This is a genomic window from Klebsiella sp. HMSC16A12 (genome assembly GCF_001808265.1).
GTDB classification, from domain to species: domain Bacteria; phylum Pseudomonadota; class Gammaproteobacteria; order Enterobacterales; family Enterobacteriaceae; genus Klebsiella; species Klebsiella pneumoniae.
In genome coordinates, this window is record NZ_KV792621.1 from 173,640 (window position 1) to 190,615 (window position 16,976).

Consider the following 16,976-nt stretch of genomic DNA (forward strand, 5'->3'; position numbering starts at 1 on the left):
GATAATGCGATGAAAAGAAAACTTTCCTGGATGTGTGCAGTAGCGGTGGGCATGTGCAGCTGGTATCCACTGGCCTCTTACGCGGCGCCGGCCGCGGTGGCGAACGCTGCCCCTGGCGTTCAGCCGCAGGCCGCAACCCCGGCTGCGCCGATCGTGGTGGGCGAGCCGACGGCGACCCTTGCCGAGCCGACCGCTCCGGCGGCGGTGGCCGAGAATGTGCCGCAGCGGGAGGTGAAGCTGAGCTTTGCCACCATCGCGCCGCCGCCCGGCAGCATCGTGCTGCGCGGCTCACGGCCTGACGCGTCGGTCGAATTCGGCATGCGCAGCGATGAGCTGGTCGCCAACGCGCTGCTCAATCTGGAATACACCCCATCGCCCTCGCTGCTGCCCGTGCAGTCGCAGTTGAAGGTCTATCTTAACGATGAGCTGATGGGCGTCCTGCCCGTCACCAAAGAGCAGCTGGGGAAAAAGATCCGCGCGCAGCTGCCGATTGACCCGCTGTACATCACCGACTTCAACCGCGTACGGCTGGAGTTTGTCGGCCACTACCGCGACGTCTGCGAAAACCCGGCCAGCAGCACGCTGTGGCTGGACGTCGGACGCGAAAGCTATCTGGATCTCACCTACCAGTCGCTGAAGGTAAATAACGATCTGTCACACTTCCCGGTGCCGTTCTACGATCCGCGCGATAACCGTCCGCTGAAGCTGCCGATGATTTTCCCGGGCTCGCCAGCGGTCACCCAGCAGCAGGCGGCGGCGATAGTCGCCTCCTGGTTCGGCAGCAAGGCCGGCTGGCGCGGCCAGCAGTTCCCGGTCTATTTCAATGAACTGCCGGATCGTAACGCCATTGTCTTCGCCACCAACGACAAGCGTCCGGACTTCCTGCGCGATCATCCGCCGGTCAAGGCGCCGACCATCGAAATGATCGACAACCCGAACGATCCCTACGTCAAGCTGCTGGTGATTTTCGGCCGCGATGATAACGATCTGCTGCTGGCGGCGAAGGGGATTGCTCAGGGCAATATTCTGTTCCGCGGCAGCAGCGTCACCGTGGACGGCATCAAAACCCTGCAGCCGCGTCAGCCTTACGACGCGCCGAACTGGGTGCGCACCGACCGCTCGGTCACCTTCGCTGAGCTGAAAACCTATGAGCAACAGCTGCAGTCCAGCGGCCTGGTGCCGGATGCCATCACCGTGGCGCTTAACCTGCCGCCGGATCTCTATCTGCTGCGGGCCAACGGCATCGATATGGATCTGAAATACCGCTACACCATGCCGCCGGTGAAGGACAGCTCGCGGATGGATATCAGCCTCAACGACCAGTTCCTGCAGTCGTTCAGCCTTAACAGCTCCCAGGACGTGAACAAACTGATCCTGCGCCTGCCGGTGCTGCAGGGGCTGCTGGACGGCAAATCGGAGGTCACCATCCCCGCGCTGCGTCTTGGGGCGGTCAACCAGCTGCGCTTTGACTTCCAGTATATGAACCCGATGCCCGGCGGCTCCATCGACAACTGTATTACCTTCCAGCCGGTGCAGAACCACGTGGTGATCGGCGACGATTCGACCATCGACTTCTCGAAGTATTATCACTTTATCGCCTTGCCGGACCTGCGCGTCTTCGCCAATGCGGGCTTCCCTTACAGCCGTATGGCGGACCTTTCCGACACGCTGGTGGTGGTGCCGAAGGCGCCGACCCAGGGCCAGGTGGCGACGCTGCTGCAGGCGCTGGGGGGCATCGGTTCGCAGACCGGTCTGGCGGCGATTAATCTGCAAATGACCGACGATGGCAACCAGATCAAGAATAAAGACGCGGATCTGCTGCTGATCGGCGCGATCCCGTCGTCGCTCAAGGACGACACCAAAATCAACCTGCTGGTCGAGGCGACCAAAAGCTGGGTGAAAATGCCGATGCGCCACTATGACCTGGCGAGCATTTATCCCGACGATGAGGCCCGCACACCCAATACCCGCACCGACATTACCTCTTCCGGGCCGATGGCGGCGGTGATTGGCTTCCAGTCGCCGTATAACGATCAGCGCAGCGTGGTGGCCCTGCTGGCCGACAGCCCGCGCGGTAATGAACTGCTGACCAACGCCCTCAACGACAGCGGTAAGCGAGCAGCGATGTTTGGCTCGGTGGCGGTGATCCGCGAATCCGGCGTCAACAGCCTGCGGGTGGGGGATATTTACTACGTGGGTCATCTGCCCTGGTTCGAGCGCATCTGGTTCGCGCTCTCTAACCACCCGATACTGCTGGCGATCTTCGCCGCCATCAGCATTGTGCTGCTGGCATGGGTGCTGTGGCGCATGCTGCGCATCATCAGCCGCCGCCGTCTTAGCCTGGATGATGAGTAAACCATGATGAAAGTACTTTGTGGCGCGGTGCTCTCGGCGCTGCTGCTGGCGGCGGGCCAGGTGGGCGCCGCCTGCCAGTGGCCCGCCTGGGAGCAGTTTAAACAAGCGTACGTCAGCCCCGAGGGACGGGTGATTGACCCCAGCGATGCGCGCAAAATCTCCACCTCGGAAGGACAGAGCTATGGCCTGTTTTTCGCCCTGGCGGCCAACGATCGCGCAGGGTTCGACAAACTGCTGACCTGGACGCAGAACAACCTGGCGGAAGGCGATCTGAAACAACATTTGCCGGGCTGGCTGTGGGGCAAAAAGGACGATGAGCAGTGGACCCTGCTGGACAGCAACTCGGCGTCCGACTCGGATCTGTGGATAGCCTGGGCGCTGCTGGAGGCGGGCCGCCTGTGGCAACAGCCGCAGTACACCGAGACCGGAAAAGCCCTGCTGGCGCGGATTGTCGCTGAAGAGACGGTGGCGGTGCCGGGCCTCGGCACGATGCTGCTGCCGGGAAAAGTCGGTTTTGCCGATGACAGCGGCTGGCGGTTTAACCCCAGCTATCTTCCGCCGCAGCTGGCCACCTACTTTGTGCGTTTTGGCGCGCCGTGGCCCGCGCTGCGCGACAGTAACCTGCGCCTGCTGCTGGAGACCGCGCCGAAAGGCTTTACCCCGGACTGGGTGCGCTATGAGAAAGGGAAAGGCTGGCAGCTGAAAACCGAAAAGCCGCCGATCGGCAGCTATGACGCGATTCGCGTCTACCTGTGGGTGGGCATGCTCCATAATGGCGATAAGCAGAAAGCGCGTCTGCTGCAACGCTTCGCGCCGATGGCGGCGCAGACCACGGAGCAGGGGGTACCCCCGGAGAAAGTGAATATCGCCACCGGCAAAACCAGCGGTCAGGGGCCAGTGGGCTTCTCCGCGGCAATGCTGCCGTTTTTACAGGACGACGAGGCCCGGTCGGTGCAACGCCAGCGCGTCGCCGATAACTATCCCGGCGCGGATGCCTACTACAGCGCAGTTCTGACGCTGTTCGGCCAGGGTTGGGATCAACACCGTTTTCGTTTCACGGCGAGCGGTGAATTACAACCTGACTGGAACCAGGAATGCGCAAGCTCTCACTAAGTTTACTCACGCTGTCCCTCGGCGTTGCGCTGCTGCCGTTAGCGCAGGCGGCGACGACGCCTGCCCAGGAGCATCTGCTGGAGCAGGTCCGCCTCGGTGAGGCCAGCAATCGTGAAGACCTGGTGCGCCAGTCGCTGTACCGTCTGGAGTTGATTGATCCCAACAACCCGGAGCTGATTGCCGCGCGGATGCGCTATCTGCTGCGTCAGGGGGATGCCGCCGGGGCGCAAAAAGAGCTGGAACGACTGACGAAGCTGGCGCCGGACTCCCCGGAGCTGAAGGCGTCGCGCAATGAGATGAAAAGCAATACCGGCGAGGGCCGCCAGGCGCTGCAGCAGGCGCGACTGCTGGGCGTGGCCGGGAAGGTCGATGAAGCCATCGCCGCCTATGAAAAACTGTACGGCGGGGTGCCGGATGACGTTGACGTCGCCATTGAATACTGGACGCTGGTGGCGCGCCTGCCGTCCCGCCATAGCGAAGGCGTCAGCCAGTTGAAAAAACTGAACGCCAGCGCGCCGGGCAACGTCAGCCTGCTGACTTCGCTGGCGAAGCAGATGTTCGCCGATAACAAACCGCAGGAGGGGTTCGCCTATCTGGCGGAGATGGCCCGATCGGCCTCGGGACGCGGTATCGCCGCCGATATGTGGTTCAGTGAGGTGAAAAGCATGCCGGTGAGCAAGGCCAGCGTGCAGGCGTTGCAGCAATTTCTTCTGCAGTTTCCCACCGGCTCGGTGGCGGCGAACGCCCGCGTTCTGCTCGACCAACAGCAGGCGCAGCTGCAGGATCCGACTTTCCGCGCCCGCTCGGAAGGGCTGGCGGCGGTCAAGTCCGGGAATACCACGCAGGCGGTCGCGGATCTGCAGAAAGCCGTTCAGGCCGACAGCCGCGACAGCGACGCGGTGGGCGCTCTCGGCCAGGCCTATTCCCAGCGCGGCGACCGCGCGCGGGCAGTGGCGCAGCTCAGTAAAGCGATTGCCATGGACCCTGACAGCCCGAACCGCGGCAAGTGGGACAGCCTGCTGCAAACTAACCGCTACTGGCTGCTGATAAAGCAGGGGGATAACGCCCTGAAAGCCGGCCAGCTTTCGCAGGCGCAGAACTATTATGCCCAGGCGCAGCGGGTCGATCGCACCGACAGCTATGCCGTGCTGGGGCTGGGGGACGTCGCGGCGGCGCGCAAAGAGGCGGCGGCGGCGGAGCGCTATTACCAGCAGGCGTTGCGCCTGGATCGCGGCAATAACCTGGCGGTGCGCGGCCTGGCCAACCTCTATCGCGCCGAATCGCCGGAGAAAGCCAGCGCCTGGATCGCCGGCCTCCCTCCCGCTCAGCGGCGGAGTATCGATGATATTGAGCGCAGCCTGACTAACGACCGGCTGGAGAAACAGGCGCAGGCTCTGGAGAGCCAGGGCAACTGGGCGCAGGCGGCGGAAGTTCAGCGTCGGCGCCTGGCGCTGGATCCGGACAGCGTCTGGATAACCTACCGTCTGGCGCGGGATCTGGTCAGCGCCGGCGAACGCCAGGAGGCCGACGCGCTGATGCGGACGATGGTCAACCGCCAGCCGCAGGACGCCGAACGGGTCTACGCCTCGGGACTCTACCTGTCGGGGAACGACCAGGACGATCTGGCTCTGGCGCAAATCGCCGCTCTGCCGCGCAGCGCGTGGACGGATAACATTCGTGAACTCGAAGCGCGCCTGCAAAGCGACCGGGTGCTGCGCCAGGCCAACCAGCTGCGCGACAGCGGTAACGAAGCCCAGGCGATCGCCCTCATCAAACGGCAGCCCGCCTCGGTGCGCTATGATCTGACGCTGGCCGACTGGGCGCAGCAGCGCGGAGACAGCCAGACGGCGATTGCCGACTATCAGCGGGTGCTGCGTCAGGAGGCCGACAACGGCGATGCGCGCCTCGGCCTTGCGGAAGTCTACCTGGCCGAGGGCGATAAACCGGCCGCCCGGGCGCAGGTCATGCAGCTGAAAGGCGCAGAGACCGAATCCATGAACATGCAGCGGCGGGTGGCGCTGGCGCGAGCTGGCCTTGGCGATACCGCTGACGCGCAACGGATTTTTAATCAGATTGTGCCGCAGGCGAAGGCGCAGCCGCCCTCGATGGAGAGCGCGCTGGTGCTGCGCGATGCCGCGCGCTTTGCCACCCAGAGCGGGGCGCCGCAGCAGGCGCTGACGCACTACCGGGAAGCGATGGTGGCCTCCGGCATTACCCCCGCGCAGCCGCAGGATAACGATACTTTTACGCGGCTGACGCGCAACGACAGCCATGATGACTGGCTGAAGCGCGGGATCCGCAGCGATGCCGCCGACCTTTATCGTCAGCAGGATCTGAACGTCACCCTGGAACATGACTTCTGGGGTTCCAGCGGCACCGGCGGCTATTCCGACCTGAAGGCGCATACCACCATGCTGCAGGTGGATGCTCCGCTGGCGGATGGCCGGATGTTCTTCCGCACCGACCTGGTCAATATGGATGCCGGCAGCTTTTCCACCCACAGCGACGGGAGCTACTCGCCCAGCTGGGGCACCTGCGGGGAGATCGCCTGTACCAGCGGCAGTAAAAATCAGACCGACAGCGGGGCCAGCGTGGCGGTCGGCTGGAAGAATGACACCTGGAGCGGGGATATCGGCACCACGCCGATGGGCTTCAATGTCGTCGATGTGGTGGGGGGGCTGAGCTACAGCAGCGACGTCGGGCCGGTGGGGTACACGGTCAACGTCCACCGGCGGCCTATCTCCAGCTCGCTGCTCTCCTTTGGCGGGCAGAAGGACAGCAGTAGCCATACCGGCGCCACCTGGGGCGGCGTCCGCGCCGACGGCGGCGGCCTGAGCCTGAGCTACGATCGCGGGGAGGCTCACGGCATCTGGTCCTCGCTGGGCGCCGACTCGCTGACCGGTAAAAACGTGGCGGATAACTGGCGCGTGCGCTGGATGACCGGGTACTACTACAAGGTCATCAACGAGAATAATCGTCGCCTCACCGTCGGCCTCAACAATATGATCTGGCACTACGACAAAGATCTCAGCGGCTACACCCTCGGCCAGGGCGGCTATTACAGCCCACAGGAGTATCTCTCGTTCGCCGTGCCGGTGACCTGGCGTCAGCGCACCGAGAACTGGTCCTGGGAGCTCGGCGGGTCGGTGTCATGGTCCCATTCGCGCACCCAGACGCAAGCCCGCTATCCGCTGCTGAACCTGATCCCGTCCGACTACCGGCAGCGCGCCAGCGAGCTGACGGAGGAGGGGAGCAGCAGCCATGGATTCGGTTACACCGCCAGAGCGCTGGTGGAGCGGCGGGTGACCAGCAACTGGTTCGTCGGCGCCGCGGTCGATATTCAGCAGGCGAAGGATTACACCCCGAGCCATGCGCTGCTTTACGTCCGCTACTCGGCGGCCGGCTGGCAGGGGGATCTGGATATGCCGCCCCAGCCGCTGGTGCCCTACGCCGACTGGTAGCAGAATAGGCTGAATTACGTTACAGAGCGCCACTCCGCGACGCGCTTCGCGTATACTCGTGAGGCGTTGCCCACCGTTGGCCGTCGGGGATGTATCCCGGCGTCCGCGCCACCGCGCGGAAATATCCCGTCACTTCATCCCTCGCGGGCGTGGGCGAAGGATTTAAGTATATAATCAGCCTGAAACGACCGGGATTGAAGGATTGATACCGGGTATGTATTCAGTATCAGTGGAGAACACCGTTGCGCGTCAGCCGTTCACTTACAATCAAACAGATGGCGATGGTCGCGAGCGTGTCCATGGCCTTTGTATTGGTTTTTTGCACTATTTTGCTGTTTCACTTTGTGCAACAGAGTCGCTTTACCACGGCCACGCAGTTAGAAAGTATCGCGCGATCCGTTCGCGAACCGCTGTCTGCGGCTATTCTGAAAGCCGATATTCCGGAAGCGGAAGCCATTTTAAGCCGTATCCAGCCTGCTGGCATCGTCAGCCGGGCGGATGTGGTATTGCCGAACCAGTTCCAGGCGCTGCGGATGCGATTTATCCCCGAGCGGCCGGTGCCGGTAACCGTCACCCGGCTGTTTGAGCTGCCGGTGCAGATTTCGCTGCCCATTTATTCGCTGGAGCGACCGGCCAACCCGCAGCCGCTGGCCTATCTGGTGCTGCAGGCCGACTCCTATCGCATGTATAAATTCGTCATGAGCGCCCTTGCCACGTTAGTGACTGCTTACTTACTTCTGGTGCTGATGCTGACGGTGGCGCTCACCTGGTGCATCAACCGGCTGATGGTTCGCCCTCTGCGGCGTATCGCCCGCGAGCTGAACGATCTCTCCCAGCAGGAGCGTCTTGGCCATCAGCTGACCCTGCCGCGCCTGCACCATGACGACGAGATCGGTATGCTGGTGCGTAGCTATAACCGCAACCAGCAGAGCCTGGTCCGCCAGCATGATGAGCTGTCCATCCAGTCGACCCGCTTCCCGGTCTCCGAGCTGCCGAATAAAGCCTTTTTGCTGGCGATGCTGGAGCAGACGGTGGCCCGCCCGCAGAGCGCCGCGCTGATCGTCGTCGCCTGTGAAACCCTGCAGGACGCCGCCGGGGTCCTCAAGGAGAGTCAGCGCGAAATGCTGCTCCTGACGCTGGTGGAGAAGCTGCGGGCCGCGATCCCGCCGCAGATGGTGCTGGCTCAGGTGAGCGGGTATGACTTCGCGATTCTCGCCGATGGCCTCGCCGAACCGTGGCAGGCGGTAACGTTAAGTAAGCAAGTGCTCACTATTATTAATGAGCGTTTACCGCTGCATGGGCTGCAGCTGCGCCCCTACGCCAGCGTCGGGATCGCCATGTTCCACGCCGGGCTCAGCGCCGAGCAGTTTTACCGGCGCGCGGTGTCGGCCGCTGTCACCGCACGACGTAAAGGCAAAAACCAGATCGAGTTCTTCGATCCCGAGCAGATGGAAAAGGCTCAGCGCCGCCTGATGGAAGAGCACGACATTATGACCGCGCTCGATAACCAGCAGTTCGCGATCTGGCTGCAGCCGCAGGTGGCCTGCGCCAGCGGCGAGATCTGCGGCGCCGAGGTACTGCTGCGCCAGCGGCAGGCGGATGGCAGCTGGTCGCTACCGCCGTCGCTGATTGAGCGCATTGAGTCCTGCGGGCTGATTATCCCGGTCGGCTACTGGGTGATGGAAGAGGCCTGCCGCCAGCTGGCGGCCTGGCAAAGCCAGGGGATTATGCTGCCGCTGTCGGTCAATGTTTCCCTGCTCCAGCTGCTGGAACACGACCGCGGCGAGGAGATGCTAAAGCTGATCGCCCGCTACCGCATCGCCCCGGGCACCCTCATCCTCGAGGTGACGGAGAGCTGCCGGATGGACGATCCGCAGGATGTGATGGCCCGGTTGCGCCCGCTGCGCGAGGCCGGGGTACAGATTGCGCTGGATGATTTTGGCATGGGTTATGCCGGGTTGCACCAGCTGCAGCAGATGAAGGCCCTGCCGGTGGATATTCTGAAAATCGATAAAGTATTCATCGATATGCTGCCGGAGGATGTCAGCATGGTGCCGGCGATGATCCAGCTCGCGCGCGGCCTGTCGCTGCGTATCGTGGCGGAAGGGGTGGAGAACGACGCCCAGCGCCGCTGGTTGCAAGCCGCCGGCGTCGAGGTGCTCCAGGGCCATCTGTTCGGTTGCGCTTTGCCGCAGGAGGCATTCAGCGCTCGCTATCTCTCCTCGGCCCGGGAGGATGCAAATTTGTAAATGTTTTGTTGACTTGTGCGAGTCAGCTCAAAGATTTTAACAATTGCGTTGCACTTTCGGCGTTAGTTATTTCTGAAATGTTTCCAGGGTGTTATTTTTAAGCCACAGACGTCAAATATCCCTTCTTGCTCTGTGGTTATTCCCAAAGGACACCCTATGAAAACCTCTATTTTTAAAAGCCTCTATGTCCAGGTGCTGACGGCCATAGCGATCGGTATTCTGCTGGGCCATTTTTACCCGGAACTGGGCGCGCAAATGAAACCCTTCGGCGACGCCTTCGTTAAGCTGATTAAAATGGTGATTGCTCCGGTGATCTTCTGTACCGTCGTGACGGGGATCGCCGGGATGGAAAGCATGAAAGCCGTTGGCCGTACCGGGGCGGTGGCGTTGCTCTATTTCGAAGTGGTCAGCACCATCGCGCTGATTATCGGTCTGATTATCGTCAACGTGGTGCAGCCGGGCGCCGGGATGAACGTCGACCCGTCGACGCTCGATGCGAAAGCGGTGGCGGTGTACGCTGAGCAGGCTAAAGATCAAGGGGTAGTGGCCTTTTTACTGGATGTGATCCCGGGCAGCGTCATTGGCGCCTTCGCCAGCGGCAACATTCTGCAGGTTCTGCTGTTCGCCGTCCTGTTTGGTTTTGCCCTGCACCGCCTGGGCAGCAAGGGCCAGCTGATTTTCAACGTCATTGAAAGCTTCTCCCAGGTTATCTTCGGCATTATCAATATGATCATGCGCCTGGCGCCGATCGGCGCCTTCGGAGCCATGGCCTTTACCATCGGTAAATATGGCGTCGGCACCCTGGTGCAGCTGGGGCAGCTGATTATCTGCTTCTATATCACTTGTATCCTGTTCGTGGTGGTGGTGCTGGGGAGCATCGCCCGGGCTACCGGCTTCAGCATCTTCAAATTTATCCGCTATATCCGGGAAGAGCTGCTGATTGTGCTGGGGACCTCCTCATCAGAATCGGCGCTGCCGAGAATGCTCGACAAGATGGAGAAGCTGGGCTGCCGTAAATCGGTGGTAGGCCTGGTGATCCCGACCGGCTATTCGTTCAACCTCGATGGCACCTCTATCTATCTGACGATGGCCGCAGTCTTTATCGCCCAGGCGACCAACAGCCATATGGATATTTTCCATCAGATCACCCTGCTGGTGGTGCTGTTGCTCTCCTCGAAAGGGGCGGCAGGGGTGACCGGCAGCGGCTTCATCGTGCTGGCGGCGACCATCTCGGCCGTCGGTCATTTACCGGTGGCTGGTCTGGCGCTGATCCTCGGTATCGACCGCTTTATGTCCGAAGCCCGCGCGTTGACTAACCTGGTGGGTAACGGTGTTGCCACGGTGGTGGTGGCGAAATGGGTGAAAGAACTGGATGCCAAACAGATGGATGACGTTCTGAATAACCGTGTTCCGGCGAACAAAACGCACGAATTATCCTCTTAAATCCTCCTCTTAGGCCCGTACTCCCTTGCTGGAGTACGGCCTCCTGCGCATAATTAGAGGTCATTCCCGCCCGGCGGGAATGACACGAAATGATTATTTTACGTTGTCATGCGACATTTTCGTCTCCGTGTGGTCTAACCGACGTATTTCACTCTCACTTTTTTCGGCAGCCCGTCAGTGGGGTGCTGTTGTAACCAGGAATGTTCATCAGGGGTTCACATGCAGGGCACAACAATTAAACTCTTAACGGGCGGTTTGCTGATGGTAGCGGCGGCCGGTTATGTGCAGGCAGAAGCGCTCCAGCCTGATCCGGCCTGGCAACAAGGGACCTTAGCGAATGGTTTGTCGTGGCAGGTATTGGCCACGCCGCAACGTCCCAGCGACCGTATCGAAGTCCGTTTGTCCGTCAATATTGGCTCGCTGAGCGAAAGCACTCAGCAGAGCGGTTTCAGCCGCTTTATTCCCCGCCTGGCGTTGACGCAAAGCGGCAGCCTGCCGACGATGCAGGCGCGCTCTTTATGGCAGCAGAGTATTGACCCGAAGCGTCCTCTGCCGCCGGCCATCGTCTCCTACGATTACACGATGTTTAATCTAAGCCTGCCCAATAACCGCAACGATCTGTTGAAAGAGGCGCTGAGCTGGCTGGCGGACGCCAGCGGTAAACTGGCCATTACGCCTGAATCGATCAATCATGCGCTGCAGGGCAGCGACATGGTGGCGACCTGGCCACTGGATACCAAAGAGGGTTGGTGGCGCTATCGCCTGAAAGGGTCCACCATGCTGGGCCATGACCCCGCCGCGCCGCTGAAGCAGCCGATCGACGTGGCGCAGCTGAAAGACTTTTATCAAAAATGGTACACCCCCGACGCCATGACGCTGATCGTGGTGGGGAATGTCGACAGCCGCAGCGTTGCCGAGCAAATCAATAAGACCTTTGGCGATCTGAAGGGCAAGCGGGAAACCCCCGCAGCGGTGCCGACCTTATCGCCGCTGCCTACCGTGCCGGTCAGCATCATGACCAACGCGGTGCGTCAGGACAAACTGTCCATCATGTGGGATGCGCCATGGCAGCCGATCCGCGACTCCGCGGCGCTGCAGCGCTACTGGCGTGACGATCTCGCCCGTGAAGCGCTGTTCTGGCACGTGCAGCAGAGCCTGAGCAAAAATAACGTGAAGGATATTGGCCTTGGCTTTGACTGCCGGGTGCTATATCAGCGCGCGCAGTGCGCCATCAACATCGATTCCCCGGGCGAGCGCCTGAACAACAACCTGAGCGTGGTTTCGCGCGAGCTGGCGAAAGTGCGGGACAACGGGCTGCCTCAGGAGGAGTTTGACGCGCTTATCGCTCAGAAAAGCCTCGAGCTGCAGAAGCTGTTTGCCACCTATGCGCGCACTGACACCGACATTCTGATGAGCCAGCGCATGCGCTCCCTGCAGAATCAGGTGGTGGACATCGCGCCGGAGCAGTACCAGAAGCTGCGTCAGGAGTTCCTCAACTCCCTGACGGTGGACATGCTGAACCAGTATCTGCGCCAGCAGCTCTCGCAGGACATGGCGCTGGTGCTGCAACAGCCGAAGGGCGAACCGGAATACAATATGAAGGAACTGCAGGCCACCTGGGAAAAACTGATGGCGCCGAATCCGGCGGCCACGGCGGCTAGCGGCAGCGCCGATACGGTTGACGCCCACAGCGAGGCCAGCGACATCCCGCCGGGGCAGTAACCTAACGCCTCTCCGGCGCGCCAGCGGCGGCCGGAGAGCGCTTTGTGCGGAGAATTACTGCGGCATCGCTTCCCACGGGATGATCGCCCCGCGATACTGGATCACCGTGCTGGCGGTCAGGTGTCCGCGTCTGGCGGCGGATTCGGCATCGCCGCCGGTCAGGCGAACGGCCAGGTAGCCGGCGCTGAAGGAGTCTCCGGCGGCGGTGGTATCCACCACCTTCTCTTTGGCCAGCCTGACGGCCGGCACTTCCCGCAGCGGTTGCCCGCTAACCGAGACCAGGCAGGCATCCGCGCCGCGCTTCACCACCACCTCTTCCACGCCGGCGGCGTGGGTGCGGGCGATCACCTCAGCAACCGGTTTTTCTCCCCACAGCGCGTCTTCATCATCGAGGGTCAGAAACGCGATATCGGTGCAGGCGAGCATCTCCTGATAGACCTGCTGCGTTTCCGCCTGGCTGGCCCACAGGCGCGGACGATAGTTGTTGTCGAAGATCACCTTGCCGCCGTTGGCGCGGCACTCACGCAGCAGCGTGAACAGCTTGTCGCGGCTGGCCGGGCTGAGAATGGCGAGACTGATGCCGCTCAGATAGAGATAGTCGAAAGTGGCCAGCTCTTCGCAAATCGCCGCCGCGCGATCGCTCTCCAGCCAGAACTTTGCCGCCGCCTCGTTGCGCCAGTAGTAGAAGGTGCGCTCGCCGGTGTCATCGGTTTCAATGTAATACAGCCCCGGCAGGCGGTCGGCCATCCGCTGGATAAGATCGGTGTTGACGTTTTCCTGTTGCCAGCTGTCGAGCATCTGCTGGCTGAACGCATCGGTTCCCAGGGCGGTGACGTAGTGGACGCTCAATGCGCTGGCATCCGTCTGCCGCGCGATATAGACCGAGGTGTTTAAGGTATCGCCGCCAAAGCCGCGGTTAACGGCCCCGTTTTTCTCTGACAGCTCAATCATGCATTCGCCAATAACGGCAATTTTTTTAGACATAGCCAGAACCTGCAATGGAATCGATATAAGCGCTAGTGTGCGCTGCGCTGTTTTGCTGGTCAATCATATTAAAACATCGTTCCATTATTTTTTTGACCTGACGCGCGTAATGTGACGAAAAGCGCATTTCCAAGATAAACGCCGCTTTTTGACTATATTCAGGACTGACGTGATGCAAAAGGAGCGGAGTAGGGATGAGCAGAACCCGTAAAACGTTGGTTATCATCACAGGAACGATACTATTGCTGATCGTTCTTTTCTTTATCGTGCTGGCCACCTTTGACTGGAACCGGCTGAAGCCGACGATCAATCAGAAAGTGTCCGCCGAACTTAACCGCCCGTTCGCCATCCGCGGCGATCTCGGCGTGGTCTGGGAACGGCAGCCGGACGAGCGCGGCTGGCGCAGCTGGATCCCGTGGCCCCACGTACACGCGGAGGATATCGTGCTGGGCAACCCGCCGGCCATTCCCCAGGTGACCATGATCCATCTGCCGCGGGTGGAGGCGACCCTTGCCCCGCTGGCGCTGCTGAGCAAAACGGTGTACCTGCCGTGGATCAAGCTGGAGCAGCCCGACGTACGGTTGATCCGCCTGGCGGAAGACAACAATAACTGGACCTTTCAGCTGGCGGGCGATAAGCGTACTCCGGGCGACAGCGCGCCCTCCAGCTGGTCCTTTCGCCTCGATAATATTCTCTTTGATCGCGGGACTATCGCCATTGACGACAAGATCACCCGCAGCGATATCACCATCCTCGTCGATCCCCTCGGCAAACCGCTGCCGTTCAGCGAAGTGACCGGCACAAAGGATCGCCATAGCGCGGCGAAACCAGGCGACTATGTCTTTGGTCTGTCGCTGAAGGGCCGCTACAAGGGCCAGCCGGTCACCGGCAACGGGAAAATCGGCGGCATGCTGGCCCTGCGCAGCGCAAGCGCCCCCTTCCCATTGCAGGGCGACTTCCACTCCGGTAACACCCGGGTAGCGTTCAGCGGCACGGTCAGCGACCCGCTCAACGTCGGCGGCATTGACCTGCGGCTAAAATTCGCCGGCGACTCGCTGCGCGATCTCTACGACCTGACCGGCGTGCTGCTGCCGGAGACGCCGTCATTCTCCACCGACGGCCGCCTGCGCGCCGACTTTACGCAAAAAAACCGCATGCGCTTTAACTATCAGAATTTTAACGGCCGAATCGGCGATAGCGACATTCATGGCTCCCTGACCTACACCACCGGCAAGCCGCGGCCGAAACTCAGCGGCGATATGGAGTCGAAGCAGCTGCGTCTGGCGGACCTCGGGCCATTAATCGGCGTCGATTCCGGCAAAGGAACGAAGAAAAGCGCTTCGCGCCAGGCGGGTGACCGGCCGCAGCCGGCGGGTAAAGTGCTGCCGGCGGACCGCTTTGAAACCGACAAGTGGCAGGTGATGGATGCCGATGTGCGCTTTAAGGGCCGGAGAATTGAGCACGGCGGCACCCTGCCGATCAGCGATCTGTCGACCCATGTGATTCTGGAGGATGGTGACCTGCGCCTGCAGCCGGTGCGCTTTGGCCTGGCCAACGGGTCGATTGCCGGCAGCGTACACCTGCAGGGCGATAAAAAGCCGCTGCAGGGTGAGGCCAATCTGCAGGCGCGACGCCTGAAGCTGAAGGCGCTGATGCCAAACGTCGAGATGATGCAGAAAACCCTCGGCGAGATGAATGGCGACGTCCAGCTGCGCGGCAGCGGCAACTCGGTGGCGGCCCTGCTCGGCAACAGCAACGGTAACCTGAAGCTGCTGATGAACGACGGACTGATCAGTCGCAACCTGATGGAAATCCTCGGTCTTAACGTCGGTAACTACCTGATCGGCCAGATTTTTGGCGATGAGGAGGTTCGGGTGAACTGCGCCGCGGCCAATATCGACGTAACCAACGGCGTCGCCCGGCCGCAGATTTTTGCCTTCGATACAGAAAACGCGCTGATCAATGTGACCGGGACCGCCAGCTTCGCCTCCGAGCAGCTGGACCTGACCATCGATCCGGAAAGCAAAGGCTTTCGGGTGATCACCCTGCGTTCCCCGCTGTATGTCCGGGGCACCTTTAAATCGCCGCAGGCGGGGGTGAAGGCCGGGCCGCTGATTGTCCGCGGCGCGGTAGCGGCGGCGCTGGCAACCCTGGTGACGCCGGCCGCCGCGCTGCTGGCGCTGATCTCCCCGGCGGAGGGCGATAGCAACCAGTGTCGGACCATTTTGTCGCAGATGAAAAAGTAGAGGAGAGCCCTGACGCCGGGGGCGTCAGGGCGAAGGATCACAACGACTGGTGGCGGGTCTCGTGGGTCAGCAGCAGGGCGATCAGCGTCAGCGCCGCCATCGCCGCCAGATAGGTGCCGACCGCCGCGAGACCGTAGTTACCCTGCAGCCAGGCGGCAATGTACGGCGCGACCGAAGCGCCGAGGATCGACGACACGTTATAGGAGAACGACGCGCCGGTGTAGCGCACTTCCGTCGGGAACAGCTCCGGGAGCAGCGCGCCCATCGGGCCAAAGGTCAGTCCCATCAGGCTTAAGCCCAGCAGCAGGAAGGCGAAGACCAGCAGCGGATTGCCGGAGCCCAGCAGCGGTTTAAAGGCGAACAGGGCGAACAAAATAATCATCGTGGTGATGATAATCATGCTCTTGCGACGACCAAAAGCGTCCGCCAGCAGGCCGGCGACAGGCACCATTACGCCAAAGCCAATCACCGCCATCATCAGCATCCACAGCACTTCGTTACGCGGCAGACCCAGGCCATTCGGCGCCGCGCCGGTGCTGAAGGTCATCGAGTAGACGGTCATGATGTAGAACAGGGTATAAGTGGCCAGCATGATGAAGGTGCCCAGCACCGTCACCCGGACGTGTTTGGTCAACAGGGTACCCAGCGGGATTTTGACCTGTTTTTTCGCCGCCGCCACTTTGGCGAAGACCGGGGTCTCATGCAGCGAGACGCGAACATACAGACCGATGATCACCAGCACCGCAGAGAAGATAAACGGCACGCGCCAGCCCCACTCCATAAACTGCTGGTCGGTCAGCAGCCAGGAGAGCAGCAGGAAGGTGCCGTTGGCGAAGAAGAAGCCGATCGGCGCGCCCAGCTGCGGGAAGGAGCCGTACAGGGCGCGCTTGCGCGCCGGGGCGTTTTCCGTAGCCAGCAGCGCTGCGCCGCCCCATTCCCCGCCGAGGCCAAGGCCCTGACCGAAGCGCGCCAGCGCCAGCAGCATCGGCGCGACAATGCCAATGCTTTCATAGCCGGGCAGCAGGCCGATCACCACGGTGGAGATCCCCATGGTTAACAGCGAGGCCACGAGGGTGACCTTGCGGCCGACGCGATCGCCGAAGTGGCCAAACAGCGCGGAGCCGATCGGCCGGGCGACGAAGGCGATGGCGAAGGTGGCCAGCGACTGCAGGGTGGCCGCAGCGGCATCGCCCTGCGGGAAAAAGATATGCGGGAAGACGATGACCGCGGCGGTGGCATAGATGTAGAAGTCGAAAAACTCAATGGCGGTGCCAATGAGCGAGGCGACAACAACCTTGTTGCGTGAGTTGACCGGGGCGGTTTCCTGCGTGTTTTCGAGAGTGGTGGCTGTGGCTTGCATAGATCTTTCTTATTTTTGCGCGAACGAAAAGCCATATAGCCAC

9 protein-coding genes are annotated in these 16,976 nt (G+C 61.5%); 7 read left to right on the forward strand and 2 right to left on the reverse strand.

Annotated features, from left to right (window positions below; all coding sequences use genetic code 11):
- The first annotated feature begins 9 nt into the window (after window positions 1-9).
- The 6 genes from bcsB (at window position 10) to HMPREF3140_RS16570 (ending at window position 12,343) form a co-directional block, all read left to right on the forward strand.
- The gene (bcsB, locus tag HMPREF3140_RS16540; RefSeq protein ID WP_009484214.1) at window positions 10-2,355 is read left to right on the forward strand and encodes a cellulose biosynthesis cyclic di-GMP-binding regulatory protein BcsB; all 2,346 of its coding nucleotides are present in this window, start codon (window positions 10-12) and stop codon (window positions 2,353-2,355) included.
- 3 nt (window positions 2,356-2,358) lie between these two features.
- A complete protein-coding gene (bcsZ, locus tag HMPREF3140_RS16545; protein ID WP_032412541.1) occupies window positions 2,359-3,468 on the forward strand; it encodes a cellulose synthase complex periplasmic endoglucanase BcsZ in 1,110 nt (369 codons plus the stop codon).
- The gene (gene bcsC, locus HMPREF3140_RS16550) at window positions 3,450-6,929 is read left to right on the forward strand and encodes a cellulose synthase complex outer membrane protein BcsC (RefSeq protein WP_032412539.1); all 3,480 of its coding nucleotides are present in this window, start codon (window positions 3,450-3,452) and stop codon (window positions 6,927-6,929) included. Before bcsZ ends, bcsC begins: the two co-directional genes overlap by 19 nt.
- 242 nt (window positions 6,930-7,171) lie before the next feature.
- Window positions 7,172-9,178 (forward strand): biofilm formation regulator HmsP, encoded by a 2,007-nt coding sequence (gene hmsP / locus HMPREF3140_RS16560; RefSeq protein ID WP_016946479.1) that lies wholly within the window; start codon window positions 7,172-7,174, stop codon window positions 9,176-9,178.
- Between the two features lie 156 nt (window positions 9,179-9,334).
- A complete protein-coding gene (locus HMPREF3140_RS16565) occupies window positions 9,335-10,621 on the forward strand; it encodes a dicarboxylate/amino acid:cation symporter (protein ID WP_002921438.1) in 1,287 nt (428 codons plus the stop codon).
- Window positions 10,622-10,840: 219 nt separating this feature from the next.
- Entirely contained in the window at window positions 10,841-12,343 is a 1,503-nt protein-coding gene (locus HMPREF3140_RS16570) for a M16 family metallopeptidase (RefSeq protein ID WP_002921436.1), read from the forward strand.
- A gap of 54 nt (window positions 12,344-12,397) precedes the next feature.
- Here HMPREF3140_RS16570 and HMPREF3140_RS16575 read toward each other — a convergent pair whose 3' ends face one another.
- A complete protein-coding gene (locus tag HMPREF3140_RS16575; RefSeq protein ID WP_032412537.1) occupies window positions 12,398-13,327 on the reverse strand; it encodes a 2-dehydro-3-deoxygluconokinase in 930 nt (309 codons plus the stop codon).
- Between the two features lie 194 nt (window positions 13,328-13,521).
- Here HMPREF3140_RS16575 and HMPREF3140_RS16585 point away from each other — a divergent pair, with 194 nt between their 5' ends.
- Window positions 13,522-15,573, forward strand: a complete 2,052-nt coding sequence (locus HMPREF3140_RS16585; protein WP_004211224.1) for an AsmA family protein — start codon at window positions 13,522-13,524, stop codon at window positions 15,571-15,573.
- Window positions 15,574-15,610: 37 nt separating this feature from the next.
- Here HMPREF3140_RS16585 and HMPREF3140_RS16590 read toward each other — a convergent pair whose 3' ends face one another.
- Window positions 15,611-16,933: an MFS transporter gene (locus HMPREF3140_RS16590; protein WP_004150118.1), complete on the reverse strand. Its 1,323-nt coding sequence runs from the start codon at window positions 16,931-16,933 to the stop codon at window positions 15,611-15,613.
- Window positions 16,934-16,976: the final 43 nt, after the last annotated feature.

Coding starts and splice junctions, on each gene's coding strand:
- HMPREF3140_RS16570 (WP_002921436.1), top strand. CDS start 10,841: ATGCAGGGCACAACAATTAAACTCTTAACGGGCGGTTTGCTGATGGTA.
- bcsC (WP_032412539.1), top strand. CDS start 3,450: ATGCGCAAGCTCTCACTAAGTTTACTCACGCTGTCCCTCGGCGTTGCG.
- bcsZ (WP_032412541.1), top strand. CDS start 2,359: ATGATGAAAGTACTTTGTGGCGCGGTGCTCTCGGCGCTGCTGCTGGCG.
- HMPREF3140_RS16590 (WP_004150118.1), bottom strand. CDS start 16,933: ATGCAAGCCACAGCCACCACTCTCGAAAACACGCAGGAAACCGCCCCG.
- HMPREF3140_RS16585 (WP_004211224.1), top strand. CDS start 13,522: ATGAGCAGAACCCGTAAAACGTTGGTTATCATCACAGGAACGATACTA.
- bcsB (WP_009484214.1), top strand. CDS start 10: ATGAAAAGAAAACTTTCCTGGATGTGTGCAGTAGCGGTGGGCATGTGC.
- HMPREF3140_RS16565 (WP_002921438.1), top strand. CDS start 9,335: ATGAAAACCTCTATTTTTAAAAGCCTCTATGTCCAGGTGCTGACGGCC.
- HMPREF3140_RS16575 (WP_032412537.1), bottom strand. CDS start 13,327: ATGTCTAAAAAAATTGCCGTTATTGGCGAATGCATGATTGAGCTGTCA.